This is a genomic window from Caulobacter segnis (genome assembly GCF_023935105.1).
Classification (GTDB): Bacteria; Pseudomonadota; Alphaproteobacteria; order Caulobacterales; family Caulobacteraceae; genus Caulobacter; species Caulobacter segnis_B.
Genome location: NZ_CP096040.1, coordinates 2,568,609 through 2,592,450 on the forward strand (window position 1 = coordinate 2,568,609; position 23,842 = coordinate 2,592,450).

The window sequence follows — 23,842 nt, forward strand, 5'->3', positions numbered from 1 at the left end:
CCGCTTTGCCCGCTAGTAGTGATAGCGCAGGAAGACACCCAGGCTGCGCGGGCGGTTCATGCTGAGCAGGTCCTCGCCCAGGCTGTCGATATTGGAGATCGACACGACATAGGTCTTGTCGAACAGGTTGCGGGCGAAGGCTCCGGCCTCGATCTTCTGGTCGGGCGAACGCCAGCTGACCTGGGCGCCGGCGATCCACACCGAGTCCTGCGACAGGCGCTCGGCGTTGGAATTGTCAAAATAGACCTTGGACGAGTAGTTGGCGTCGATATTGGCCACGATCGACGACCCATTTGCCAGCGGCGCCACATAGGTCGCCGCCGTGTTGAACGTCACCTTCGGTGACTGGGGCAGTCGGTTGCCGGTGAAGTCCTGGCCTTCGCTGAAATACTCGCCGAACTTGGCGTGCAGCAGCGAGACGCCCGCCGTCAGGGTCAGCGGCTGAATGGGTCGCGCGGTGATCTCGGCCTCGCCGCCGTAGACCTTGGAATTGGCGGCGTTATCCAGCACCAGCACGGTCAGGCCGTTACGCAGCGCCTGGGCGAAGACCTGCTGGTTTTTGTAGTCGTAGTAGAAGCCCGACACGTTCAGGCGCACCCGGTGGTCCAGGAATTCGGACTTCAGGCCGACTTCGTAAGCGTCCAGGGTCTCGTTGTCGTAGGGCTCGACCTCCTCGGGCGTCGTGGCCAGGCCGCCGAAGAAGCCGCCGCTCTTATAGCCTCGGTTGTAGGTGGCGTAGACGTTGGTGTCGTCATTCACCGCGTAGCGCAGGCCCAGACGCCCTGACCAGGCCGAGAACGTCTTCTTCTGGTCCGAGGTCAGAAGGACGATCAGCCCGTCCTCGATCTGGCTCTTGTAGTTCATGTGCTTGTCGTCGGCCGACCAGCGCAGGCCGACCGTGCCGGTCAGCTTGTCGGTGATCTTGTAGTCGGCCTGGCCGAAGACGGCGTAGCCCTTGGTCTTCTGGGTGTAGGGCCAGCCGAACACCGCCACGCTGTTTTCGGGGCTGAGGCCGGTGGGATTATCGGGCGTGACGAACAGCGGACGCAGGTCGCGCAGGGTGTCCTGGCGGGTGTTGTCCTGGACGGTTTCGTCCATGAAGTAGCCGCCGATCACCCAGTTCAGGCGGCCCGACGGCGTGTCGGACTGCAGGCGCAGCTCCTGGGTGAACTGATGCTGGCGGGAGCGATAGTTGATCTCCAGCATCTGGGCCGGGCTAGCGTCGGTGTTCTCCATGTCGTTGCGGTGGGCCCATTGCCACGCCGTGACCGAGACAAGCTGCATGCCCTTGAAGGTCCAGGTCGCCTGATTGGAGGCGCCGAACAGGTCGACCTTGTCCTTGCCTTCCAGATTGGCGTCGATGGCGCGACTGTTGTTGTCGGTGTCGGCGTAGCCCAGGAGGTCCGCGCAGGCTCCGCTGGCATAGGCGTTGGGCGCGCACAGGCCGTTCGGACCGGTCGCGGCGGCCGTCGACGGGAAGAGGGCGCGATGCTGCGGGGCGATGGCGTCGCCGCGGTTCACGTAGCGATTGACCTGGGTGAGCATCTCGAAATTGTCGGTCGGCGTGAACAGCAGCGACAGACGGCCGGCCCAGTGGTCGGCGGCGTTGACGTTGTTGCCGGTCGTCCGGTTGTAGGTGTAGCCGTCGTCCTTGACCCATTGGCCGGCCGCCCGGAAGGCGAGTTTGTCAGCGATGATCGGCCCGCCGACGGCGGCTTCCGCAGTGACCGCGTTGAACGTCGCGTATTCCAGAGCGGCGTCGGCGGTATAGGTCTGGGTCGGCCGCTTGGTGGTGATGTTGATCGCGCCGCCGTTGGTGTTGCGGCCGTAGAGCGTGCCTTGCGGGCCGCGCAGCACCTCGACCTGGCCCAGGTCGAAGAAGCCGGCCATCTGGGCCAGGGGCGAGCCGATATAGACGCCGTCGACATAGACGCCGACGCCGCTGGAGGCGTTGGGGTTGAAATCGCTGAGGCCCACGCCGCGGATATAGATCTTGGGATTGGCGGCCGCGTCATTGGCGCTGATCCGCATGCCCGGCGCCAGGTTGTTCAGGGCCAGGACGTTGTCGACGCCCCGCGCGGCCAAGGCGTCGGCGGTCAGGGCGGTCACCGAGACCGGCACATCCTGCAGGTTCTCCGCGCGCTTCTGGGCGGTGACGACGATTTCGGCGATCGCCGTGTCGTCCGACGCCGGCGTGGACGCCGTCTGGGCCGTCGCGACGCCGGACGACAACGCCAACGCGGCGCACCCCAAGAACAGAACCGCCTTCATCTCACGCTCCCTCAAATCCAGCACTTCGACCGGTTGGTCAGCATTACGATAATAAAAACTATCTCAATGCAAGGGGCGCGAGCGCAAGCGGTCGGCGGGAGACTGGGGAGGCGGCGCGAGGGGCGCCCGCTTTGAAGGCGGATGTGGCGCGAAAGCGGACTTGAGGCGGCGCTATCGTCGCCGGGTCGCGAGCGCCCAGAGCGTCGCGGCCACCGAGGACGCCAGGGCGAGCTCGCCGACCACATCCCAGGCGCCGTCGCCCAACAGGGCGGCGACCAGACCGAACAGGCTGAGCGCGGCGATCAGGATCGGCGCGCGAAAGACCTGCCAGAGCGTGAATTGCTGGACGGGCTTCTTCATCGCGTAGGCCTGCGCTTGGCCAGCCACAGATAGAGGCCCGATCCCAGGACGACGATCGTGGCCAGGTCGAGCAGCCCCCACAGGATCTTCAGCGCCAGGCCGCCGTAGTCGCCGAAGTGCAGCGGTTGCGACAGGGACAGGACCTTCACGTACCAGGACGTCGGCGCGACGGCGGCCAGCTGGCCGGTGCGGGCGTCGATCAGGGCCGGAGTCGTCAGGTGCGCGGTCAGTGGCGTGTCGCCGTGGAAGAACACCGCGTAGTGATGGTCGGTCGAATAGGTCGAGCCGGGGAAGGCCACGAACTGCAGCTGCATGCCGGGCAGGGCGACCTTGGCGCGATCGACTGCGGCCTGCAGGGAGCTGCGATGGGCGGCGGGCGCGGGCGTGTCGTAGGCGCGCGTCAGCTCCTTCAGCGCCGTGTCCTTCCAATAGGCCAGGATCGGCGTGGCCAGGGTGTTGACGACGCCGGTGGTCCCGACCACCAGCAGCCAGGCCAGGGTCACCGCGCCCAGCAGGTTGTGGTAGTCCAGCCAGCGTGTGCGGGCCTGCTTGCTGGCCCGCACCGTTCCGAACGGCAAGCGACGCATGAACGGCGCGTAGAGCACCACGCCCGAGACCAGGGCGGTGATCAGCAGCAGGCCCATCGCGCCCAGGAACAGCATGCCGGGCAAGCCCAGGAACATGTCGGTGTGCAGCTTGAGCAGGAACTCCATCGCCGGATGGCCGGCGACGGACGGGGCGGGGTCACCGCTGGTCTGATCAATCGGCTGGAAACTGTAGGCCCCCGCCTTGCCACCGGATTTCACGCTGGTGACGTTCACCACCGGCCGGTCCTCGTCGAAGCTCATGAAGGCCGCGACCTCGCCTGGCTTTCGCGCGAGCGCCACCGACAGCACCTGGTCGAGGTTCAGCTTCGGACCATTCGGATGGGCCGGCGCCCAGGCCTGGCGCATCGCCACCTGCTCGATCTCGTGGGTGAACACCAAGGGCAGGCCCGTGACGCAAAGCATCAGCAGGAAGGCGGTCGAGATCAGGCTCGACCATTTGTGGACCCATGACCAGGCGCGGAGCGTCGAGGCCTTCATGCGATGGACGCGCTGACGCGGGAGGTAGCGGCGGAACGCAAGAACGCGGAGCGGTGCGACATCATCAACCTGGATCCGGACACCGTTGCGGTACCGCCAGAGGCTTGAAGTGGCAATGGGCCACCCCTGCGGTTCCGTGGGGACCAGCTGGAGGCCCGATCGCTATTACGATTGCTCGCAGGGCGCGCGGGTCCGCTCCATTTCCATCCTGGTCCGGCCGAGATCGAAAGGCGGCAGTCCGCCGAAGATGTGCATCACCTCCGGCGAGCGCCTAGGCGAGGTCCCCGTCGGCAATGGCCGGGATGCGGACGGTGAAGGTGCTGCCCATGTTCTCGCCCGCGCTCTCGACGGAGATCGCGCCGCCGTGCAGGGCGACCAACTGCTTGACCAGCGCCAGCCCGATGCCGAGACCGCCCTGGGCCTTGGCCAGGTGATCCTCGACCTGGGCGAAGATCTCGAAGATCCGCGATTGCATCTCCGGCGGGATGCCGATTCCGGTATCGGTCACCTTGATCTCGGCGACGCCGTCGCGCGCTTGCGCGGACAGAGTGACCACGCCACCCGACGGCGTGTACTTGGCGGCGTTGTTGAGCAGGTTGGAGACCACCTGGGCCAGGCGTGTATGGTCCGCGTCCAGCCAGATGGCCTGACCGGGCGGCTCGAACACGAACCGGTGGCCCGCCGCGTCCAGGTTATGCTGGCTGGCCTCGATCGCTGAGCGCAAGATCTCGCGCAGTTCGATCCGTTCCCGCTTCAGCGAGATCTTGCCCTGGCTGACCCGCGAGACGTCCAACAGATCGTCGACCAGATGCGACAGGTGGGTCAGCATGCGATCCATGCGCACGCGGATGTCCTGGCTGCGCTCGGGCGAGATGTCCTTGTTCAGCAGGTGCAGGCCGCCGCTGAGGGCGGCGACGGGATTGCGCAGCTCGTGCGCCAGCACCGCCAGGAAGCTGTCCTTGTGCCGATCCGCTCGCCTCAGCGCCTGGGCCGCGGCCTCCAGCTCGTCACGCTGGGCCTGGATCTGCAGGCGTTGGCGGTGAAGATCGAAGAAGACGTTAGCCTTGCTGCGCAGAGCTGTCGGCTCGATAGGCTTCTGGATGAAGTCGACGGCGCCGGCCTCGTAGCCGCGGAAGCGACGTTGCAGGTCGGCGCTGCCGGCCGTGACGAAGATGATCGGGATGTGGCGCGCGCGCTCGCTGCCGCGCATGAACTCGGCCAGCTCGAAGCCGTCCATGCCGGGCATCTGCACGTCCAGCAGCGCCAGGGCGACCTCGTGCGCCAGCAGCAGCTCCAGCGCCTCCTCGCCCGAGCGCGCCTTCAGGCAGGTCAGGCCTTCGCGCTGGAGCAGGGCTTCCAGCGCCAGGAGGTTTTCTTCCAGGTCGTCGACCAGGAGGAAGTTGATCGGCTTATCGGCCATCGTCATGCGGGCCCCAGACTCGACAGGTACGATGCGATCGCATCGATATTCATGATGGTTGCGGTTGGGCAGGCCTCGAGGGCCGCCAGAGGCATGGCGGCGGCGTAGGCCCCGGTCGGATCTTCCACGATCGCGACGCCGCCGGCGTCGCGAATGGCTTTCAGTCCCGCCGCGCCGTCGTGATTGGCGCCGGTGAGGATGACGCCCAGCAATTCCGGGCCATAGGCGTCCGCCGCGCTCTGGAACAACACGTCGATCGAGGGGCGCGAATAGTTCACCAGCTCGTCCGTGGACAGCGCCAGCGTGCGGTCCGTCTCGACCAGCAGGTGATAGTCCGACGGCGCGAGATAGATCGCGCCGCCTTCGATCGGCTCCTTGTCCTCGGCCTCCTTGACCAGCACCTTGCACTTGGACTGCAGCAGCGGCGCCAGCGCGTTGTCGCGATCCGGCGGCACGTGCACGACCACCAGGACGGGCAGGGGAAAGCGCGCCGGCAGCTTGGGCAGTATGGCCAGCAGCGCCTGGACAGCGCCGGCCGACGCACCGATCGCGACGGCCTTGACGGGCGTCTCGGTCATCGTTCGCGCCTCTGGTAGATCTTCTCGCCCGCCACGAACTCGGAGAAGGCCGGGGCGTGCGCGGAGAAGCGCAGGCTCTCTTTCGAGCCGAGGCCAAGGAAGCCGTTGCGGGTCAGGGACTCGCGGAACAGCCCGACGGCGCGGTCCTGCAGCGGACGATCGAAATAGATCATCACGTTGCGGCACGAGATCAGGTGCATCTCGGCGAAGACGGCGTCGGTGACCAGGCTGTGGTCGGAAAACACGGCCCGGCTGCGCAGGCTCTTGTCGAAGGCCGCGCGGCCATAGGCGGCGGTGTAGTAGTCCGAGAGCGATGACTTTCCGCCCGACTTGCGGTGGTTCTCGGTGAACTTGCGGATGCGGTCCAGCGGGAAGACGCCGGCCTCGGCGGCGGCCAGGGCCTCGGGATTGATGTCGGTCGCGTAGAAGATCGTCCGGTCGTAGAGGCCTTCCTCCTTGAAAAGGATGGCCAGCGAATAGACCTCCTCGCCGGCGCTGCATCCGGCGATCCAGACCTTCAGCGACGGATAGGTCCGAAGATGCGGCAGCACCTTCTCGCGCAGCGCCTTGAAGTAGGACGGGTCGCGGAACATGTCGCTGACCTGCACCGTCAGGAAGTCCAGCAGGCGCGGCAGCATCGCCGGGTCGTGCAGCACCCGGTCCTGGATCGCCGAGATGGTCGGGAAGCCGAGCTGGCTGCGCGCGTGGATCATGCGGCGCTTGATCGACGCGCGGGCATAGTGGCGGAAGTCATAGTGATAGCGCTGGTACAGAGCTTCCAGCAGAAGCTCGATCTCCAGGTCCTCGGTCGTGGCGGTCACGGTATCGTTCACCGGGGCATCCAGACCCGGACCAGCGAGAGCAGCTTGTCCACATCGATGGGCTTGGCCATGTAGTCGTTGGCGCCGGCGGCGATACAGCGTTCCTGGTCGTCGGGCATGGCCTTGGCGGTCAGCATCAGGATCGGCAGCTTCTCCCACCGACCGTCTTCGCGGATCCGCTGGGCGGCCGTCAGGCCGTCCATCACGGGCATCATCACGTCCATCAGCACGAGGTCGATGGCGCGTGAAGGATCCTCGGCGGAACGGTCCAGCGCCTCGATGGCCTCCTGGCCGTTACGGGCGATTTCGACAACGGCGCCGCGCGGCTCCAGCACGTTGGTCAGCGAATAGACGTTGCGGATGTCGTCCTCGACGATCAGCACGCGACGCCCCTCCAGCACGGCGTCACGGTTGCGGGCCTTCTGGATCATCTTCTGCTGCTCGGCCGGCAGCTCCGACACCACCTGGTGCAGGAACAGCGAGACCTCGTCCAGCAGGCGCTCGGGCGACTTGGCGCCCTTGATGATGATCGAGCTGGAATAGCGGCGCAGGCGCTGCTCGTCGTCGGCCGACAGGTCGTGGCCCGTATAGACGATGACCGGTGGGAAGGCGTGATCGCCCTCTTGGCTAAGCGTCTCCAGCAGCGAATAGCCCGAGGCGTCGGGCAGAGACAGGTCCAGCACCATGCAGTCGAAGGTCTGGCGGCGCAGTTGCTCCAGACATTCGGCCGCCGTGCCGACGCCGACCGTCTCGACGTCGCCGGACGACAGCAGCTTGCCGACGGCGTCGCGCTGCACGGGGTCGTCCTCGACGATCAGGACGCGCCTGACGGTGCTGTCGAGTTTGGCCTCCAGGGTCTTGAGCACACTCGCCAAGTCGTCGCGCTTGACCGGTTTGACCAGGTAGCCGATGGCGCCCAATGACAGGGCGGTCTGGCTGTGGTCGGCGGCCGAGACGACGTGGATCGGGATGTGGCGGGTGGCGTCATCGCGCTTCAGGCGATCCAGGACCATCAGGCCCGATTCATCCGGCAGGCCCACGTCCAGGACCACGGCGCTGGGCTTGAACTGGCGGGCCAGCCTCAGGGCCTCCTCGGCGGTGGAGGCGACGAGGCACTGGAAGCCCATCTCGCGCGAGAGGTCGCGGACGATGCCCGCGAACTTGTCGTCGTCCTCGACGACCAGCAGCACGCGTCGTGTATCTGTCAGCTGTTCGCGGTCGTCCTCCACCGCCTTGGGAAGGGGCGAGGCGCGCGGGGCGCGGGGTTGGACGGCGGGGGCGACCGGTTCCGCGCGTGTCGGCTGCTCGCGTGACGCCACCTTGGCGGGGTCGTAGGCGAGGGGGATGGTGATCGAGAAGGTGCTGCCTTCGCCCGCCCGGCTTTCCAGCGTGATCGCGCCGCCCAGCAGGCGCGACAGTTCACGCGAGATCGACAGCCCAAGACCCGTGCCGCCGTAGCGGCGGCTGATGGTGCCGTCGGCCTGGCGGAAGGCCTCGAAGATGCTTTCTTGCTGCTCGGGCGGCACGCCGATGCCGGTGTCCTTGACCGCGAAGACCAGGCGACCCGCGTCAACAGGGCGAATGTCCAACCGGACGCCGCCGGTCTCGGTAAACTTGAAGGCGTTGGACAGCAGGTTCTTGAGGATCTGCTCCAGGCGCTGACGGTCGGTCTCGATCACGGCCGGGCTGGCCTCGGCGACGTGGATCTCGAAGTCCAGCCTGCGGGCGTCGGCGACCGGCTGGAACAGCTGCTTCAGGTCGCCGGTCAGGCGCTGCAGGGGCAAGCTCTCCGGTCGCACCTCGAGATGACCCGCCTCGATCTTCGACAGGTCCAGGATGTCGTTGATCAGGGTCAGGAGATCATTGCCCGAGGACTCGATGGTCTGCGCGAACTTGACCTGCTCACCGGTCAGGTTGCCGTTGGGATTGTCGCTGAGCAGCTTGGACAGGATCAGCAGCGAGTTCAGCGGCGTCCGCAGTTCATGGGACATGTTGGCCAAGAAGTCGGACTTGTACTGGCTGGCCTGTTCCAATTCGCGGGCCTTCAGGGCGATCGCGGCGCTGGTGCGCTCCAGCTCGTCGCGCTGGGTTTCCAGCGTCTGGGCCTGTTCCTCCAACTGGCTGTTGGTCTGTTCCAGCTCGACCTGCTGCTGTTCGAGGCGCGTCTGCGACTCCTTGAGCGCGCGGCCCTGTTCCTCGAGTTCTTCGTTGGAGACCCGCAGCTCCTCGCTTTGGACCTGAAGCTCCTCCGACTGGCGCTGGGTTTCCTCCAAGGCGTCCTGCAGTTGCGAGCGATAGCGGGCCGAGCGCAGAGCGATGCCGATCGAGGCCGACGCCTGGGTCAGCAGTTCCAGGGCGCGCTCGTCGACCGCATGCAGGAAGCCCAGTTCGATGACGGCGTTGACCACGCCGTCGGCGCGGGTGGGCACCAGCACCAGGTGGCGGGGCTTGTCCTGACCCAGGGCCGAGCTGATGGTCATGTAGCCTTCGGGCACGTCGTGGATGACGGTGGGTTCGCCTTCGGCGGCGACCTTGCCCAGCAGCCCCTCCTTGAGATTGAAGCGCACGGGCGTGCTGGCGTCGGCTGGAACGCCCAGAGCCGCGACGCGATTGAAGCGGCCCCCTTCGCCCTTGAAGACCGCGCCGGCCTGGAAGCCCAGATACTGCGCCAGGAAGGTCAGAATGCTGTCGGCCAGCCCCTCCACGGACTGATCGCCCATCATGGCGGACCCCAGGCCCACCTGGCCCGCCTGCAACCACTCGCCCCGCACGTGAGCGCGGGCGGCGCGGCGGACCAGATAGAACACCAGGACGGTCAGGGCCGCGCCCAGCAGGCTGGAAAGCACGCCGCTGAACAGGGCCGTTCGATAGGCGCCATCCATTTCCGCCAGGCGGATGTCGCGCAGGCGGTTTTCCTCCTGCTGCATGACACCGAGTTGGCGGCGGACGGCGTCCATCTCGATCTTGCCGCGGTCGGCGGCGACGATGGCCAGCGCCGCCTGAAACTTGTTGTCGCGGCGTAGAGCCACGGTCTGGTCGAGCTCGGCCAACTTGGCGTTGATGTGGCGCTTGAGCAGGTCGAGGTTGTCCTGTTGGACGGGGTTGTCTCGCGTCAGAGCGCCGACGGTCTCGACCTTCGTGGTCACGTCGGCGACGGCGACCTGATAGGGCTCCAGGTATTTGTCGTTGCCCGTCAGCAGATAGCCGCGCTGCCCGGTCTCGGCGTCCTGCATCGTCGACAACAGTTCGTCGATCGCGATCAGCACGTCGTGCGTATGCCAGATCTTCTGGCTATTGCCGCGCAGGCTCTCGACGTTGCGATAGGCGATCAAGCCGCTGACCACGAAGAAGGCCAGAACCACGCCCAGCCCCAGCGCGGACCAGAGTTCGACCCTCGACCGTGAAGAGGACGCGCGGTGAGGTTTGTTCAACGACATGGGGGACTCGAAAGCGAAGACGCTGGAGGAGATGAGGGATGTCTATCGGGCGGCTGGCGGTTCGTGCAGCGAAAATCGACGGTCGGCGGCAATGATCGGGCCTTGTCGACATATGCACGTCGCGCCGGAATCCAGCGTGATGGTCGTCAGCGGTGAATACACGATGCCCCCGTACGCGCTCCGGCGCGTGGGGCTCAAACGCCGCGATACGGCATAGGTTCCGAGATGGTCATTTTTGAACGATGATCCGAGTTCGGACGGTCTGGCGCGGTCAGACTTGGCGTCCCGCGTTCATCCGGCGCATCCAACGGGCGAGCACCGGATCGGGGTGGCTGGCAAGGATTTCCCTCAAGGACAGGTCGGTCTCGTCCTGGCCTAGCTTGAACTTGGCGGTGATGCCGGTGACGCGCGCCTCGAAAGCGATGATCGCCCGCTCCATGGCCTCATAGCGGGGGCCGACATCGCGCGGCGACCAGCCCGTCTGGTCGCCGGTGTCCATGAACCGTGTCAGTCGCTCCAGCGCTTCATGGCCCAGGTCGGCGCGGAAGCGGATCTCGGCCTCTATGCGAACCTGGGCGTAGTTCCAGGTCGGCGCCCAGGTCGGCGTCGAGACCAGGGCCGGTGAAACGTAGGCCTGGGGACCGGTGAACAAGATCGTCGCCGAGGGCGTGGCCTCAAGAGCGGCGTATAGCGGATTGCGCTTGGCCATGTGGCCCAGCAGCGAGACGACCTGGCCTTCGACGTCGATGTCGGCCAGCAGCGGCAGCAGGGTCGCGACCCGTGCGGCCTGGTCGTCGCGCGGCGCGACCCAGGCCAGGGGAAACTCGTTGATCAACGCGATCACGTCGTCCGGCCCGCCGCGAAAGGGGTCGGGAGAGGGGACGTCGGACCGCGTCGACTCGGGCATGCGCTCTGTTCTCTCGGCGGCGCGCCGGACGCGGGCGCCGCTGCTTTCCTGGGCACAATCGGAAAGCGGCTGGCGCCGAACAAGCACCAAGACTGAGAGCGTCACGGGTCCAGCCCGACGATTGCCGTCGCGCTGGCAAGGGCGCATGTTGGACCCATAAGAAGAAGGAAGGTAATGCGTGGAGGGGGCCAATGGCGCGTCCGTGGAACATGGCGCTTGGCGAGGTCGTCGATGCTTCGAAGCCGACGCCGCTCTATTTGCAGATCGTCCATGGTCTGATCCACGAGATCGAGCGCGGGCGGCTGACCTCGGGGGCCTACCTGCCCAGCAGCCGGGGTCTGGCGACCATGCTGGGCGTCAATCGCAAGACCGTAGTGCTGGCCTATGAGGATCTGATCGCCCAGGGCTGGCTGACGTCACACGGCACGCGCGGCACCATGGTCTCGGACGTCCTGCCCAAGTCCGCGCCGGCGCGCTCGGTCCAACCCGAGCTGACGGTGGAGAGCGTCGACGCCAAGGCGCCCGCCTACGCCTTCCACGCGCCGCCGGCCCGGCCCCTGGCCCTGCCCAGCGACACCCGTACGCGCCTTGACGAGGGTTCGCCCGACGGCCGGCTCTTTCCGGAAGAAGTCCTGGGGCGCGCCTATCGTTCGGCGATCCAGCGGGCCGCGCGGCACAACCGCATGCTCTATGGCGATCCGCGTGGCTCTGCGAGCTTGCGGGACGGGATCGCCGCCATGCTGCGCACCGAGCGCGGATTGGCGGTGGGACCCGAGAACATCTGCATCACGCGCGGCAGCCAGAACGCCATCTTCCTGGCGGCTCGCACCCTGATCTCGCCCGGCGACACGGTGCTGGTCGAGAGCCTGACCTACGAACCGGCTGTGGCCGCCTTCCGCGCCTGCGGGGCCAGGGTCGAGGCGGTTGGTCTGGACGACCAGGGCGTCGATGTCGAAGACGTCGAGCGCAGATGCCGGGAAGGGGGCGTGAAGGCCATCTTCCTGACCCCGCACCACCAGTTTCCGACCACCGTCGCCCTGCGACCCGAGCGCCGGCTGCGTCTCTTGTTGCTGGCTCGGCAGTTCAACTTCGCGATCATCGAGGACGACTACGACCACGAGTTCCACTTCGAGTCGCAACCGCTATTGCCGATCGCCAGCTACGCGCCGTCCTACGTGATCTATGCAGGCTCGCTGTCCAAGCTGCTGCTGCCGGCCTTGCGGATCGGCTACATCGCCGCGCCCAAGGCCTTCATCGACGCGGTGGCGCACACCGTGTCGCTGACCGACGGCATGGGCAACGCCCTGACCGAGGACGCCGCCGCGGAGCTGATCGAGAGCGGCGAGTTGCGCCGCCATGCCCGCAAGGCCACCCAAGTCTACGCCGCCCGCCGCCTGGCCTTCGCCGAGGCGGCCGCGGAGGCTTTCGGCGACCGCGTCCGGTTCAAGACCCCCGATGGCGGGCTGGCCTTCTGGCTGACCTTCCCGGACGAGAACGATCTTGACCGCATCGAGGCCCATGCGCCGGACCTGGGCGTGCGCCTGGCCTCGTCGCGCTCGTTCGCGACTCGCGAGGACGCGGGCCGGGGCTTGCGCATCGGCTTCGCCAGCCTGCGCGAGGACGAGGCCCGCAGGGCGCTGCGGACCCTCGCCAAGGCAGCCGGGATCTAGGCGGAGTACCGCGCCTTGCCGCCCACGAAGGTGTGCAGGACCTTTACGTCGGGGATCTTCAGCGGATCGATCGTGGTCAGGTCCGCGTCCAGCACCGTCAGGTCGGCGTAGTAGCCGGGCGCGATCTTGCCGACGCGATCGTCCATGAAGCCGGCGAAGGCGTTGTTGATGGTGTAGGCGGTCAGGGCCTGTTCCATGCTGACCTTCTGCTCGGGTAGCCAGCCGTTCGGATTGGCCCCGTCGATCGTCCGGCGGGTCACCGCGCCGTAGAGACCGGTCAGCGGATCCAGCGGCGCCACCGGCCAGTCAGACCCGAAGGTCACCGTCGCGCCCGTGTCCATCAGCGACTTGAAAGCATAGGTGCCCTTTAGGCGTTCGGCGCCGATGCGCTTGATGGCCCAGCGGCCATCGTCGATAGCGTGATAGGGCTGGACCGAGGCGATGACCTTCTGCTTGGCGAAGCGCTGGATAGCGGCCTGGCTAAGATGCTGGGCGTGCTCGATGCGAAAGCGGCGGTCTCTGACGCCATTCACCTTCTCGACCTCGGCATAGATGTCCAGGACATCGTCATTGGCCTGATCGCCGATGGCGTGGGTGGTCACATGCAGGCCGATCTTGTCGGCCGCCGTGATCCATTCGCGCAGGTTGGCCAAGGTGGTGACGCGTACGCCAGTCTGGTCGGGCGCGTCGTCATAGTGGTCGTGGAACACCGCCGTGCGCGAGCCCAGCGAGCCGTCGGCCAGGGCCTTCAGCCCGCCCCAGCGCACCCAGTCGTCGCCCCGGCCTTCCTGGGCGACGATGGCCGCCATCTTCTCCCAGTCGGGCAGGGGGACGAAGGCGTAGAAGCGCGCGTCCGTCTCGCCCTTGGCGCGCAGGCGGCGCAACGAGTCGTAGGTGCGCCAGTCCAGTTCCGGATTGTGGATCTGGGCCACGCCCTTGCTCAGCGCGTGGGCGATGCCCTGGCGCATGATGGCGTCGGTGTCGGCGTCGCTCAGCGCCGGTATCACGCGCTCGACCAGCGCCTTGGCGTTGTCCTTGATCACGCCCGTCGGCTCGCCCTTGGCGTCGCGCACGATGACCCCGCCCGGCGGATCGGGGGTGTCACGGGTGATGCCGGCCAGCTTCAGCGCGACCGTGTTCAGCAGGTACATGTGCAGGTCGGTGCGGGGCACGGCGACCGGCGTGTCCGGTGTCACCGCATCGATCCACTCGTGAGTCGGAAGAGCGCCGCCCAGTCGCTGTTCGTCCCATGACCCGCCCAAGATCCACTTGCCGGGCCGGGCCTTCGCCACCGCCCCAATACGGGCGGCGAAATCGGCGCGGTCCTTGGCGCTGAGCAGATCGGCCTGCGACAGGGTGGTCGAGCCGATCAGGAAGTGAGTGTGGTTGTCGGTGAAGGCCGGCATCAGGAACGCGCCGTTCAGGTCGATGACCTTGGTCCTGGGGCTGGTCAGCGCCTTAACCTGATCGGCCCCGACGGCGGCGATCCGTTCGCCCACGATCCCGACGGCCGACATCCTGGTCCCGCCCGCGCCCGGCGTCCACACGCGCGCGTTCACCAGGGCCACGTCCAGGCCGCGCTCGGCTGCCAGGGCCCGCAGCGGCGTCAGCGTCATGAGGCCCGCGCCCAGGCCCGTGCAAAGAAGGCTGCGTCGATCGATCATGGACCCCTCGTCGTCTCACTTGGTCGGGCCAGCCTGCACCGCTTCGCTCTGAGGCCGGAACATCCAATCCGCGTCCGCTTACGGGTCCAGTCGATGCGGCTTGGTCCCCTCGGCCTGCCGTTTTTGGATGTTTTTGCTCCGCCATGAAAGGGCAAGCCTCAGTCTCGCGGAAGCCGTGAGGACCGGTCGAGCCATCGCGAACAGGCGAGCCGGCCGTCGAGCATCCGCGGGGCGAGGGATTTCAAGCACAGGGGCGTCGGTCATCTCGCCGGCGACCTCGAACTCAGGGGATCGAGATATGCGTAAGACCACTCTCATGAGCGCGGCGTCGTTGTCGGCGTGCGCGATCGCCGCCGGCCTATCGCTGGGCGTCACCACCAGCGTCAGCGCCCAGACCGTCGCCACGCCGGTGACCGAGCTGGACGCCCTGATCGTCACGGCGACCAAGCGGAACGAGAGCGTGCGCGACGTCGCCATCCCGATCAGCGCGGTCAGCGGCGCCGACCTGCAGAAGGTCAACGCCAACAGCCTGGCCGACTATATCGTTCGCCTGCCGGGCGTGACCTTCAACGACTACCAGCCCGGCATCTCCGAGGTCGTGGTGCGCGGCATCGCGGCGACGACCTATCACGAGCAGGGCCAGACCACGACGGGCTACTACCTGAACGAAGTGGTGGTGGTGGAGCCGGGCTTCCCGATCGGCATCCCCGACGTCGACACCTTCGACCTTGATCGCGTCGAGGTGCTGCGTGGTCCGCAGGGCACGCTGTTCGGCTCCTCGACCCTGGGTGGTCTGGTCAACTACGTGGCCAAGATGGCCAACACCAGCCAATACCAGGCGGCGGCCTCGGGGCTGGTGGGGACGACCAAGAACGCCGGCCAGGCCAACTACGCCATCAAGGCGATGGTCAATATCCCGATCATCGAGGACAAGCTGGGTGTGCGACTGACCGGTCTTCAGCGCTTCGACGCCGGCTTCCTGGACAATCCGGGCACGAAGGAAGACGGGGTCAACGACTTCCGCACGCGCGGCCTGCGCGGCTCGCTGGTGTTCACCCCAGCCGAAGGGACCAAGCTGACCTTCCTGTCGGCCTATCAGGACAGCCTGCTGGACGACCAGACCTACCTGTCGCACGATTACGTCCGCAACTCCGCGCGGGCCGAACCGCAGGAGACCGATTTCTGGCTCAACAGCCTGCGCCTGGACCAGGACGTCGGCTTCGCGGACCTGACCCTGCTCGGCTCGACCAACCACAAGACCAACAGCACGACCTATTCCTACCCGTACGCCTACGTGACCGGCGTCACGACCGGTTCGGGTTCTGCCTACAGCCTCGGCGCGGCCAAGGCCGACATCGACACCTTCGAGGGGCGCCTGGCCTCCAAGGAGGACGACCGCCTGAAGTGGCTGATCGGCGCCAGCTACATGCGCGCCAAGAAGTCCAGCGCCGACCGCATCTATCAACCCGGCGCGGCCGCCTACATCACCGCCCACCCTGGCGACTTCGGCGGCTACAGCGGGTCGGTCCTGGCGCCCGGCGACGCGATCTACGGCTACATCTCCGACACCGTGAACAAGGACTTCGGGATCTTCGGCGAGGTGTCCTACAAGTTCAATCCGCAGTGGGAGATCACGGTCGGCGGCCGCTACTACGACACCAAGAACACGGCCACGATCACCAACGCCGCCGGCAGCCTGGGTGCGGGCAGCTACTCGCCGACCGCCTCCACCTTCGGCACGTCGCAGAAGGAAGACGGCTTCACGCCGAAGGTGACCCTGGCCTTCAGGCCGCAGAAGGGCGTCATGGCCTACGCCACCTATTCGCGCGGCTTCCGCGTCGGCGGCCCGAACCCGAACGCGGCGATCCTGCCGGGCATCCCGACCAGCTATGGCAGCGACACGGTCGACAATTACGAGGCCGGCCTGAAGACCACGCTGCTGGAGAACCGCCTGTCCCTGGACATCTCGGTCTTCCATCTGAAGTGGAAGGACATCCAGGCCCGTCTGTTCACCGCCGCGCCGTACTTCTATTCGTACGTGACCAACGCCGGCTCGGCCAAGGTCGACGGCGTCGAGTTCGCTGGCCAGTTCAAGGTCAGCCAGCACATCACCTTCAGCAACAGCACGACCTATCAGGAGGCCAAGCTGACGACGATGCTGCCTGACAGCTTCGCGGTCGGCGGCGGCTACGCGGCCGGAACGACCCTGCCGGGTTCGTCCAAGTGGTCGACCTCGAACACCCTGTCGTTTGAGTTCCCCGAGGTCTCGCTACAGCCGACCTTCGAGGTCGCCCACCGCTACCTCTCGAAGGCCCCTGTGGCGTTCGGCAATCCGAACACGCGCGGCGACTTCAACATCTTCGACCTGCGCGCCTCGATCGCCCCGACCGACAAGGTGCGGGTGCTGGGTTTCGTCAACAACTTCACCAACGAGTACGGGATCCTCAATGCGCCCTTCACGGACCAGGCCGCTCCGGCCTATTCGATCGTGCGGCCGCGGACGGCGGGCGTTCGGGTGGACGTGACCTTCTAGAGGCCGAGTAGCGAGTAACATGCGGCGAACCCTTCAAGCCTCGCAAGCGGTTCGCCGCGCCCTTCTTCTGACGACGGCCATGCTCGCTGCAGCGGGAATGGGGACCCGGTCGTCAGCAGCGTCGCCGGCGCTCGGGCTCAGCCTGACGCCGACGCGCACGCTGGATCTGTCGTTGAGCGAAGCGACCTGGATGCAGCCGGACGTTTCGCCCGACGGCAAGACGATCCTGTTCAACCTGCTGGGCGACATCTACGCGCTCGACGCCAAAGGCGGTGAAGCGCGCCCGGTGCTGACCGGCCAAGCGTTCGAGACGGCGCCGGTCTTTTCGCCGGACGGCAAGTCGATCGCCTTCATCAGTGATCGGTCGGGCGTCACCAACCTGTGGGTCGCCGACGCCGACGGCTCCAATCCGCGCCAGATCAGCCGCGAGGACAAGCTCACCGTCTTCGCGACGCCCGTCTGGGCGCCCGGCGGCGCGGCCATCTACGTCTCGCGCATGAAGCACCCGGTGCTGGCCTTCGAGCTCTGGCGGTTTCCGTTGGACGGGACCGAGGGCAAGGTCGTGGTCAAGGCCCAGCCGAACGGTGAGGACTGGGACAACCGCGTCAACGCCATGGGCGCGGCGATCTCGGCCGATGGCCGCTACGTCTACTATGCCCGCAAGACCGGCCACACCTGGACCGAGAAGGCGCCGCCCAACTGGTCGATCGCCCGGCGCGATCTCCAGACCGACGTCGAGGACGTGATCATCCAGGGACAGGGCGGGGCGATGAGTCCGGCCCTGTCGCACGACGGCCGCTTCATCGCCTATGCCAGCCGCTGGCGGAACCAGACCGGCCTGCGCCTGCGCGAACTGGCGACCGGCGGCGACCGCTGGCTGGCCTTTCCGATCGACCACGACGGCCAGGAGCAGGGCTACTATGCCGGCCTGACGCCGCGCTTCACCTTCACCGCCGACGACAAGGCCTTGATCGCCAGCGTCGACGGCAAGTTGCGTCGCATCGAGATCGCCACCGGCGCGGCGACGCCGATCCCGTTCACGGTCCACGCCAAGCTTGGCCTGGGGCCCCTGACCCGCGTCAGCCAGGTCGAGGAGACCGGCCCAGTCCGCGTCCGCCTGATTCAGGCTCCCAGCGTCTCGCCGGACGGCAAACGCTTCGCGTTCACGGCCTTGGGCGGCCTGTATGTCCAGGACCTGAAACCGGGGAGCAAGCCGGACAAGGTAAAGGGGGCGCCGGACAAGGCGTTTCAGCCGCGTTGGTCGCCAGACGGCAAGGCGCTGGTCTTCGTCACCTGGGATCCCCGCGAGGGCGGCGCGATCTGGCGTGTCCCGGCGGCGGGCGGCAAGGCCGCGCGCCTGACCAACGACGGCGCCTTCTACACCGAGCCGACCTTCTCGCCGGACGGCGCGGTGGTCGTGGCCTTGAAGTCCAGCCAGTACGACCGCCTGCGCCGCGCCAGCGAGGCCTCGCCTGAATGGCCGACCGACATCGTGCGCCTGTCCTCGGCCGGCGGCGCCCAGCAGATGGTCGCCCACACGTCCTCCGCGCGCCTGCTGGCGTTCGGCGCCGACCCGGCGCGCGTGCGATTCTACTCGGGCGCCGGCGTCCAGTCTGTCGCCCTCGACGGAAGCGACGCCAAGCCGAAGGCCGAGTTCGTCGGCAAGGCCCGAGCCTGGTCGCAATATGTCGGCGTCCAGGTTCCGGCCGAGGAGATCAAGCTCAGCCCCGTCGGCGACAAGGCCCTCGTCCGCACGGCCTCGGAGCTCTATCTGGTCGACGTTCCGGCCGCCGCCGACGGCAAGACGCCCGAGGTCAATCTGGAGACGGCGACGTCCGGCTTCGTGAAGCTGACGAAGATCGGCGCGGACTTCTTCGACTGGGCCGACGGCGGCAAGTCGATCGTCTGGACGGTCGGCGCGACCCTGCGGAAGATCGCCTTGGCCGACGTCGATCACGCCGCGCCCGGGGCCAGCGAGGCCAAGGCCCTGGCGGTCCGCGCGCCGGTCGAGGTTCCGCGCGACACGCCGGACGGTGTGATCGTCCTGCGGGGCGCTACGGTCGTCACCATGCGCGGCGACGAAGTGATCCAGAACGCCGACGTGGTCGTGTCCGGCGGCCGCATCGTCTCGGTCGGCAAGGCGGGCGCGACGCCACTGCCCAAGGGCGCGGTGGTCCGCGACGTCGCCGGCAGGGTGATCACCCCCGGCTTTATCGACGCCCACGCCCACTGGTTCGACATCCGCCGCCAGATCCAGGATCCGCAGCCCTGGTCGTTCCTGGTCAGCCTGTCGTTCGGAATCACCAGCAGCCTGGACCCGCAGACCTTCACCAACGACCAGTTCGTCTACCAGGACATGGCCGACGCCGGCGTGACGCTGGGGCCGCGCCTCTATTCGACCGGGCCAGGGGTGTTCACCGCCAGCCGGATCGACTCCGAAGTGGAGGCCGAGGACGTGCTCAAGCGCTATCGCGATGAGTACCGGACGCGGAACATCAAGTCGTACATGGTCGGCGACCGCGCCCAGCGGCAGTACATGGTCGAGGCCGCCAAGGCGCTGGGCATGATGCCGACCACCGAGGGCGCATCCGACCTGAACCTCAACCTGACCCACGCCCTGGACGGTTTCTCGGGCAACGAGCACGCTCTGCCGGTGTCGCCGTTGCGCGAGGACGTGGTGCAGCTGTTCGCCCAGTCGCGCACCAGTCTGGTGCCGACCCTGAACGTGCTCTACGGCGGCGAGCCGCCGCTGTTCGACCTGATCATCACCCGCCGGCCGCAGGACGAGCCGCGTCTGAAGCGCTTCATGCCGCCGGGCGTCATGGGCGCCAAGCTGGGCGACCGCCATTGGACGCCGCCGGAGAACATGTCCTACGCCAGCTTCGCCAGGGACGCCCTGAAGATCCAGCGCGCCGGCGGCGTGGTGGGTCTGGGCAGCCACAGCGAGGTGCAGGGCTTGGGCTTCGCCTGGGAGATGCAGCTGTTCGCCTCGGGCGGAGCGACGCCGCTGGAGACGATCCGCGCGGCGACGATGGGCTCGGCCGAAGCCATCGGTCGGACCCACGACATCGGCAGCCTGGAGCCCGGCAAGTTCGCCGACCTCTTGATCTTCGACGCCGACCCGCTGGCCGACATCGCCAATGTCGAGAAACTGGGCCAGGTGATGAAGAACGGCCGGCTCTATGACGCCGCGACCTTGGATGAGGTCTGGCCGGTCAACCGTTCGCTGCCGGCGCAATGGTTCGCCGACGAGGCGCCGCCGAGCGCGAAGTAGCTATCCAGCCGGGGTCAGCGAGATGTCGACCATGATCTCGGCCGAGATCGCCTCCAGTGCGGTCTGGACGGCGTCGGCCTTGAGGTGGGCCGGCAGGCGCAGAACCGCGTCCATGTGGAATAGCGGCGCCCCGGAGTGGGGTTCGACGCTGAGGTGGGTCTCGAAGGCCTCGATATTGGCGTCTAGGCCGCTGAGGGTTCCCGTCACCTGGTGGACGATGCCAGGCCGATCCTGGCCGACCAGGCTCAAGCGCACGGTGTCACCGGTCGTGTCCGCCGTCTCGACCGTGGGCGCGATCCGCACTTCCAGGCCCTGGGCGTCCACCTCGGCGACGGCCGCGTGCAGGCGGTCGACGTCGCCGGCCTCCACCTCGACCAGCACCGAGCCGACATAGAGGCCGCCCAGCCGGCTGAGATGGCTTTCCAGCCAGTTGCCGCCGGCCGACAGCACCGCGCGCGCCAAGGCCTGTGTCAGGCCGGGTCGGTCGCTTCCGATAACGCTCAGGATCATGATCGCCATGGGCGCGAACGAGCCATGCTCGCCGCCGCCCGTCAATGCCCCGTGGTCAGGACCGCTTGGCGCCGATCTCGTCGAGATAGTTGTAGATGGTGAACTTGGTGACCCCCAGGCGCGCGGCCACGCGCTCGACCGAGCCCCGGATCACGAACAGGCCGCGTTCGTGCATGATCGAGACGGCGGTCTTCTTCTCGGCCTTGGACATGCGCTCGACCGGCACGCCGGCGCCATCGAGGGCCGTAACGATGATCTCCTCGATCAGGTCCTCGATATTGGTCTCGGCGCGAGGGGCGGGCAGGGGCGGCAGCACGGTCGGGATCAACGCGCCCTGGATGTCGCGCTGGAGGCGTTCTATCGCGCCGATGTCGACGTTCACGCACAGGGCGGCGGCCGGCACGCCGTCGGCGTCGAACATCACCACCGATGAAGACCGGAGCGACCGTCCGTCGCTGGCCTTGGACGTATAGTTCGCGACGACGCGCACCTCGTTGGGATGGGCGGCGGCCTTGCTGGCCACAAGGGTGTCGAAAGCCTTGTCCTCGGCGGGGCCGGCGATGATCGCCGAGCCTACGTGGCGACCGCTGACGTGGCCGTTTATGATCTCGATGATCGAGGACTCGGGCTGCCGCAGATTGTGAACCACCACCTCGGTGTGCTGGTTCACGGCGCACTCCAGCGCCTTGGCCACGCCTTGGAGGACGCCCAGCAGGGCCTGTTCGTCATGCACGGCGGTTGAATCTTTCATGCGAGCGTGTGGTCGAGGCGCCTAGCGCTGTCTTTCAACGAAACGTTGATATTCAAACCTTGGTGTGGGGTTAACACGATCGTCGACGTTCGTCGATCGCCGGTGAATTGCTCGCGACTTGGTCGCTAGTGACCGGATTCTCAGCGAAAAATGGCCGACATCAAAGCTTTGTCTTGGTGGTCAACAAAATGTTGAATCTGTCTTCGTTCTGTTGCAAGGCTCTGGCGAACATTGGTCTCGGGGAGGCGGCGTCCGCGCCATCCTCCACGCCTAGGGGGATTGTGATGCGCAACGGTTTGAAGGTTCTGCTGCTGGCGGGTTCGGGTGGCGCGTGCCTGTTGGCCGCCTCGGCGGTTCAGGCTCAGGACGCCGCGAGCGACCAGACGACGATGAGCGAGATCGTCGTCACCGCCCAGAAGAAGTCCGAGCGCCTGCTGGATGTGCCGGTGTCGGTGGCGGCGGTGACTGGCGACACCTTGGTGCGGCAGAACCTCGTGCAGCTGCGGGACTTCTACAATCGCGTCCCGGGTATTTCGCTGACCGGCGGCGGAACCGAGCAGCGCGCCAGCAATGTCGCCATTCGCGGCGTCACCACCGGCGGCGGCACGGCCGCCACCGTCGCCTTCGTCGTCGATGACGTGCCGCTGACGTCCGGCGCGGCGTCGGCCCAGTCGCCGCTCGTCGACATCGATCCGTCCGACCTGCAGCGCATCGAAGTTCTGCGCGGCCCGCAGGGGACGCTGTACGGCGCCTCCAGCCTGGGCGGGCTGGTGAAGTATGTCACCACGTCTCCCAACACCGAGGAGTTCAGCGGTCGCGTCGAAATTGGCGGCAACAACATCGCCGGCGGCGGTCAAGGTTATTCGTTGCGGGGCGCGGTGAACGTGCCCGTGGTCAAGGACAAGCTGGCGCTTCGTGTCAGCGCCTTCGACCGCCGCGATCCGGCCTATCTCGACAACATCAACGCCACCGCCCAGGGTGTGGACGTCAACAAGAACCGCGTGAAGGGCGGGCGGGCCGTGGTCCTGTTCAAGCCGACCGAGACCTTCTCCATCGACGCGTCGGCCGTGCGCCAGCGCGCGAAGTTCTTCGGCAGCCCCAGCATCCGCGTCTGTCCGTCGTGCGGCACTGGCGCATTCACGGGCCCGGTGGACTTCACGCCGTACTTCGGCGATCTGACGCTGAATATCGCGCCGACCAAGCGCGACGTCAGTCTCGACCTCTATCAGGCGCGCGCTAATGTGGATCTCGGCTTCGCCGACCTCACCGCGATCAGCGCCTGGAACAAGGTTCGCTCCAAGTCCGACCTCGATCAGACCAATGCGTTCCGCTTCTTGCTGTCGCCGTTCTCGGCCGCGGGCGGTTCCGTCTCGCTGATCAACGCCGACCGGACCAAGAAATTCAGCCAGGAAATCCGCCTGGCCTCGAAGTCCGACGGGCCGCTGGAATGGCTGGTCGGCGGCTTCTACACGGACGAGAAGATTTCCGTCGACCAGACGCTGATCGTCCATTCGGCGGGCGGTGGCGGAGCGACGACCGCCTACAACTCGGTCGGGCCCGCGTCGCTGAAGGAAAAGGCAATCTTCGCCGACGCCACCTATCACTTCACGCCGAAGTTCGACCTGCAGGTCGGCGCGCGATACTCGTCCAACGATCAGGACGGCCGGTCCACGACCACGATCGCCAAGCCCGCCGAGCGGTTCTTTGGTCCGACCAGCAGCGTCGACCAGTCCAAGTCCTCGGACGATGCGATCACGTGGCTGTTCACGCCTAGCTACAAGATCTCGCCGGACACGATGGCCTATCTGCGGGTCGCCACCGGTTATCGCCCGGGCGGTCCCAACAGCGCCGGGATCGGCAGTGTCCCGCTGTCGTTCGGTTCCGACACCGTGACCAGCTACGAGGTCGGTCTGAAGGGCGTGGTCCCGAACCTGCGGTTCACCTACGAGGCGGCGCTTTTCCAGATCGACTGGGACGATATCCAGCTCCTGACGACCGACACGCTCTCGCAGCTGACCTATTACACCAACGGCTCGACCGCCCGCAGCCGCGGCGCGGAGTTCTCCGGGCGCTGGTCGCCGGTTCGCGGCTTCGTGTTCGAAGGCGCCATGACCTATCTCGACGCCAAGCTGACCGATGGCCTGCGTCCGCCGGCGGGCGCGTCGCCGATCTACGGGGCCAAGGGCGATCGTCTGCCGGGCTCGGCCAAGATCTCGGGCAGCCTGTCGGCGGACTATGATTGGTCCGTCGGGGGCGGATTCTCGGGCTTCGTCGGCGCCAGCCTGGCCTATGTCGGGAGTCGCTATGGCGACTTCGCCAACATCCTGCCGACCGCGACCGCCAACGAGGCCTATGGGCCCCGCGTGAAGCTGCCGTCCTATACGACGGTCGATCTTCGCGCCGGCGTGCGCAACGAGGACTGGACCCTGGTGGCCTATCTCAAGAACGTCGGCGACAAGCGAGGTGTCCTGGAGGCCAATACGCGTGGCGGCACCAGCCCGCCCACGGCCGTCTTCCTGCAGCCGCGCACCGTGGGTGTCTCCGTGTCCCGCAGCTTCTAG

General features: G+C 67.0%; 15 protein-coding genes. 4 read left to right on the forward strand and 11 right to left on the reverse strand.

The annotated features are described in order from the left end of the window. Nucleotides 1-12: 12 nt before the first annotated feature. The 8 genes from MZV50_RS12280 to MZV50_RS12315 form a co-directional block, all read right to left on the reverse strand. The gene (locus tag MZV50_RS12280; RefSeq protein WP_252634934.1) at nucleotides 13-2,271 is read right to left on the reverse strand and encodes a TonB-dependent receptor; all 2,259 of its coding nucleotides are present in this window, start codon (nucleotides 2,269-2,271) and stop codon (nucleotides 13-15) included. Nucleotides 2,272-2,442: 171 nt separating this feature from the next. Beyond that, entirely contained in the window at nucleotides 2,443-2,631 is a 189-nt protein-coding gene (locus MZV50_RS12285; protein ID WP_252634935.1) for a hypothetical protein, read from the reverse strand. Then, nucleotides 2,628-3,716, reverse strand: coding sequence for a PepSY-associated TM helix domain-containing protein (locus MZV50_RS12290; RefSeq protein WP_252634936.1), 1,089 nt, complete (start codon nucleotides 3,714-3,716; stop codon nucleotides 2,628-2,630). The genes MZV50_RS12285 and MZV50_RS12290 overlap by 4 nt, the downstream gene beginning before the upstream one ends. Before the next feature lie 271 nt (nucleotides 3,717-3,987). After that, nucleotides 3,988-5,142, reverse strand: coding sequence for a hybrid sensor histidine kinase/response regulator (locus MZV50_RS12295; RefSeq protein ID WP_252634937.1), 1,155 nt, complete (start codon nucleotides 5,140-5,142; stop codon nucleotides 3,988-3,990). Continuing rightward, a complete protein-coding gene (locus MZV50_RS12300) occupies nucleotides 5,139-5,714 on the reverse strand; it encodes a chemotaxis protein CheB (RefSeq protein ID WP_252634938.1) in 576 nt (191 codons plus the stop codon). The genes MZV50_RS12295 and MZV50_RS12300 overlap by 4 nt, the downstream gene beginning before the upstream one ends. After that, a complete protein-coding gene (locus MZV50_RS12305; protein ID WP_252634940.1) occupies nucleotides 5,711-6,547 on the reverse strand; it encodes a CheR family methyltransferase in 837 nt (278 codons plus the stop codon). The genes MZV50_RS12300 and MZV50_RS12305 overlap by 4 nt, the downstream gene beginning before the upstream one ends. Continuing rightward, nucleotides 6,544-9,972 carry a response regulator gene (locus MZV50_RS12310; RefSeq protein ID WP_252634942.1) on the reverse strand — a complete coding sequence of 1,143 codons (3,429 nt, stop codon included), beginning with the start codon at nucleotides 9,970-9,972 and terminating at the stop codon, nucleotides 6,544-6,546. Before MZV50_RS12310 ends, MZV50_RS12305 begins: the two co-directional genes overlap by 4 nt. A gap of 271 nt (nucleotides 9,973-10,243) precedes the next feature. Continuing rightward, entirely contained in the window at nucleotides 10,244-10,879 is a 636-nt protein-coding gene (locus MZV50_RS12315; protein ID WP_252634944.1) for an FMN-binding negative transcriptional regulator, read from the reverse strand. Nucleotides 10,880-11,070: 191 nt separating this feature from the next. Here MZV50_RS12315 and pdxR point away from each other — a divergent pair, with 191 nt between their 5' ends. Further along, nucleotides 11,071-12,549 (forward strand): MocR-like pyridoxine biosynthesis transcription factor PdxR, encoded by a 1,479-nt coding sequence (gene pdxR, locus MZV50_RS12320; protein WP_252634945.1) that lies wholly within the window; start codon nucleotides 11,071-11,073, stop codon nucleotides 12,547-12,549. Here the strand turns inward: pdxR and MZV50_RS12325 are convergent. Beyond that, a complete protein-coding gene (locus tag MZV50_RS12325; protein WP_252634947.1) occupies nucleotides 12,546-14,213 on the reverse strand; it encodes an amidohydrolase in 1,668 nt (555 codons plus the stop codon). The genes pdxR and MZV50_RS12325 overlap by 4 nt on opposite strands. Nucleotides 14,214-14,511: 298 nt before the next feature. Here MZV50_RS12325 and MZV50_RS12330 point away from each other — a divergent pair, with 298 nt between their 5' ends. Together MZV50_RS12330 and MZV50_RS12335 are read left to right on the forward strand one after the other, a co-directional pair. Next, nucleotides 14,512-16,746, forward strand: a complete 2,235-nt coding sequence (locus MZV50_RS12330) for a TonB-dependent receptor (protein WP_252634948.1) — start codon at nucleotides 14,512-14,514, stop codon at nucleotides 16,744-16,746. A 172-nt stretch (nucleotides 16,747-16,918) separates the two neighbouring features. Next, on the forward strand, nucleotides 16,919-20,020 hold the full coding sequence (locus tag MZV50_RS12335; RefSeq protein ID WP_252634949.1) for an amidohydrolase family protein: 3,102 nt from the start codon (nucleotides 16,919-16,921) through the stop codon (nucleotides 20,018-20,020). On the opposite strand, the gene MZV50_RS12340 is transcribed toward MZV50_RS12335, so the two are convergent. Both MZV50_RS12340 and MZV50_RS12345 read right to left on the reverse strand, forming a co-directional pair. After that, a complete protein-coding gene (locus MZV50_RS12340) occupies nucleotides 20,021-20,539 on the reverse strand; it encodes a glycine cleavage system protein R (protein WP_252634950.1) in 519 nt (172 codons plus the stop codon). Between the two features lie 46 nt (nucleotides 20,540-20,585). Continuing rightward, nucleotides 20,586-21,281: a helix-turn-helix transcriptional regulator gene (locus MZV50_RS12345; protein WP_252634951.1), complete on the reverse strand. Its 696-nt coding sequence runs from the start codon at nucleotides 21,279-21,281 to the stop codon at nucleotides 20,586-20,588. Nucleotides 21,282-21,565: 284 nt separating this feature from the next. Between MZV50_RS12345 and MZV50_RS12350 the strand changes: the two genes are divergently transcribed. Beyond that, nucleotides 21,566-23,842, forward strand: a complete 2,277-nt coding sequence (locus tag MZV50_RS12350; RefSeq protein ID WP_252634952.1) for a TonB-dependent receptor — start codon at nucleotides 21,566-21,568, stop codon at nucleotides 23,840-23,842.

What these genes read in the sequence shown, in the direction of transcription:
- MZV50_RS12280 (WP_252634934.1), bottom strand. Translation starts at nt 2,271, where the DNA reads ATGAAGGCGGTTCTGTTCTTGGGGTGCGCCGCGTTGGCGTTGTCGTCC.
- MZV50_RS12285 (WP_252634935.1), bottom strand. Translation starts at nt 2,631, where the DNA reads ATGAAGAAGCCCGTCCAGCAATTCACGCTCTGGCAGGTCTTTCGCGCG.
- MZV50_RS12290 (WP_252634936.1), bottom strand. Translation starts at nt 3,716, where the DNA reads ATGAAGGCCTCGACGCTCCGCGCCTGGTCATGGGTCCACAAATGGTCG.
- MZV50_RS12295 (WP_252634937.1), bottom strand. Translation starts at nt 5,142, where the DNA reads ATGACGATGGCCGATAAGCCGATCAACTTCCTCCTGGTCGACGACCTG.
- MZV50_RS12300 (WP_252634938.1), bottom strand. Translation starts at nt 5,714, where the DNA reads ATGACCGAGACGCCCGTCAAGGCCGTCGCGATCGGTGCGTCGGCCGGC.
- MZV50_RS12310 (WP_252634942.1), bottom strand. Translation starts at nt 9,972, where the DNA reads ATGTCGTTGAACAAACCTCACCGCGCGTCCTCTTCACGGTCGAGGGTC.
- MZV50_RS12315 (WP_252634944.1), bottom strand. Translation starts at nt 10,879, where the DNA reads ATGCCCGAGTCGACGCGGTCCGACGTCCCCTCTCCCGACCCCTTTCGC.
- pdxR (WP_252634945.1), top strand. Translation starts at nt 11,071, where the DNA reads ATGGCGCGTCCGTGGAACATGGCGCTTGGCGAGGTCGTCGATGCTTCG.
- MZV50_RS12325 (WP_252634947.1), bottom strand. Translation starts at nt 14,213, where the DNA reads ATGATCGATCGACGCAGCCTTCTTTGCACGGGCCTGGGCGCGGGCCTC.
- MZV50_RS12330 (WP_252634948.1), top strand. Translation starts at nt 14,512, where the DNA reads ATGCGTAAGACCACTCTCATGAGCGCGGCGTCGTTGTCGGCGTGCGCG.
- MZV50_RS12340 (WP_252634950.1), bottom strand. Translation starts at nt 20,539, where the DNA reads ATGGCGATCATGATCCTGAGCGTTATCGGAAGCGACCGACCCGGCCTG.
- MZV50_RS12345 (WP_252634951.1), bottom strand. Translation starts at nt 21,281, where the DNA reads ATGAAAGATTCAACCGCCGTGCATGACGAACAGGCCCTGCTGGGCGTC.
- MZV50_RS12350 (WP_252634952.1), top strand. Translation starts at nt 21,566, where the DNA reads ATGCGCAACGGTTTGAAGGTTCTGCTGCTGGCGGGTTCGGGTGGCGCG.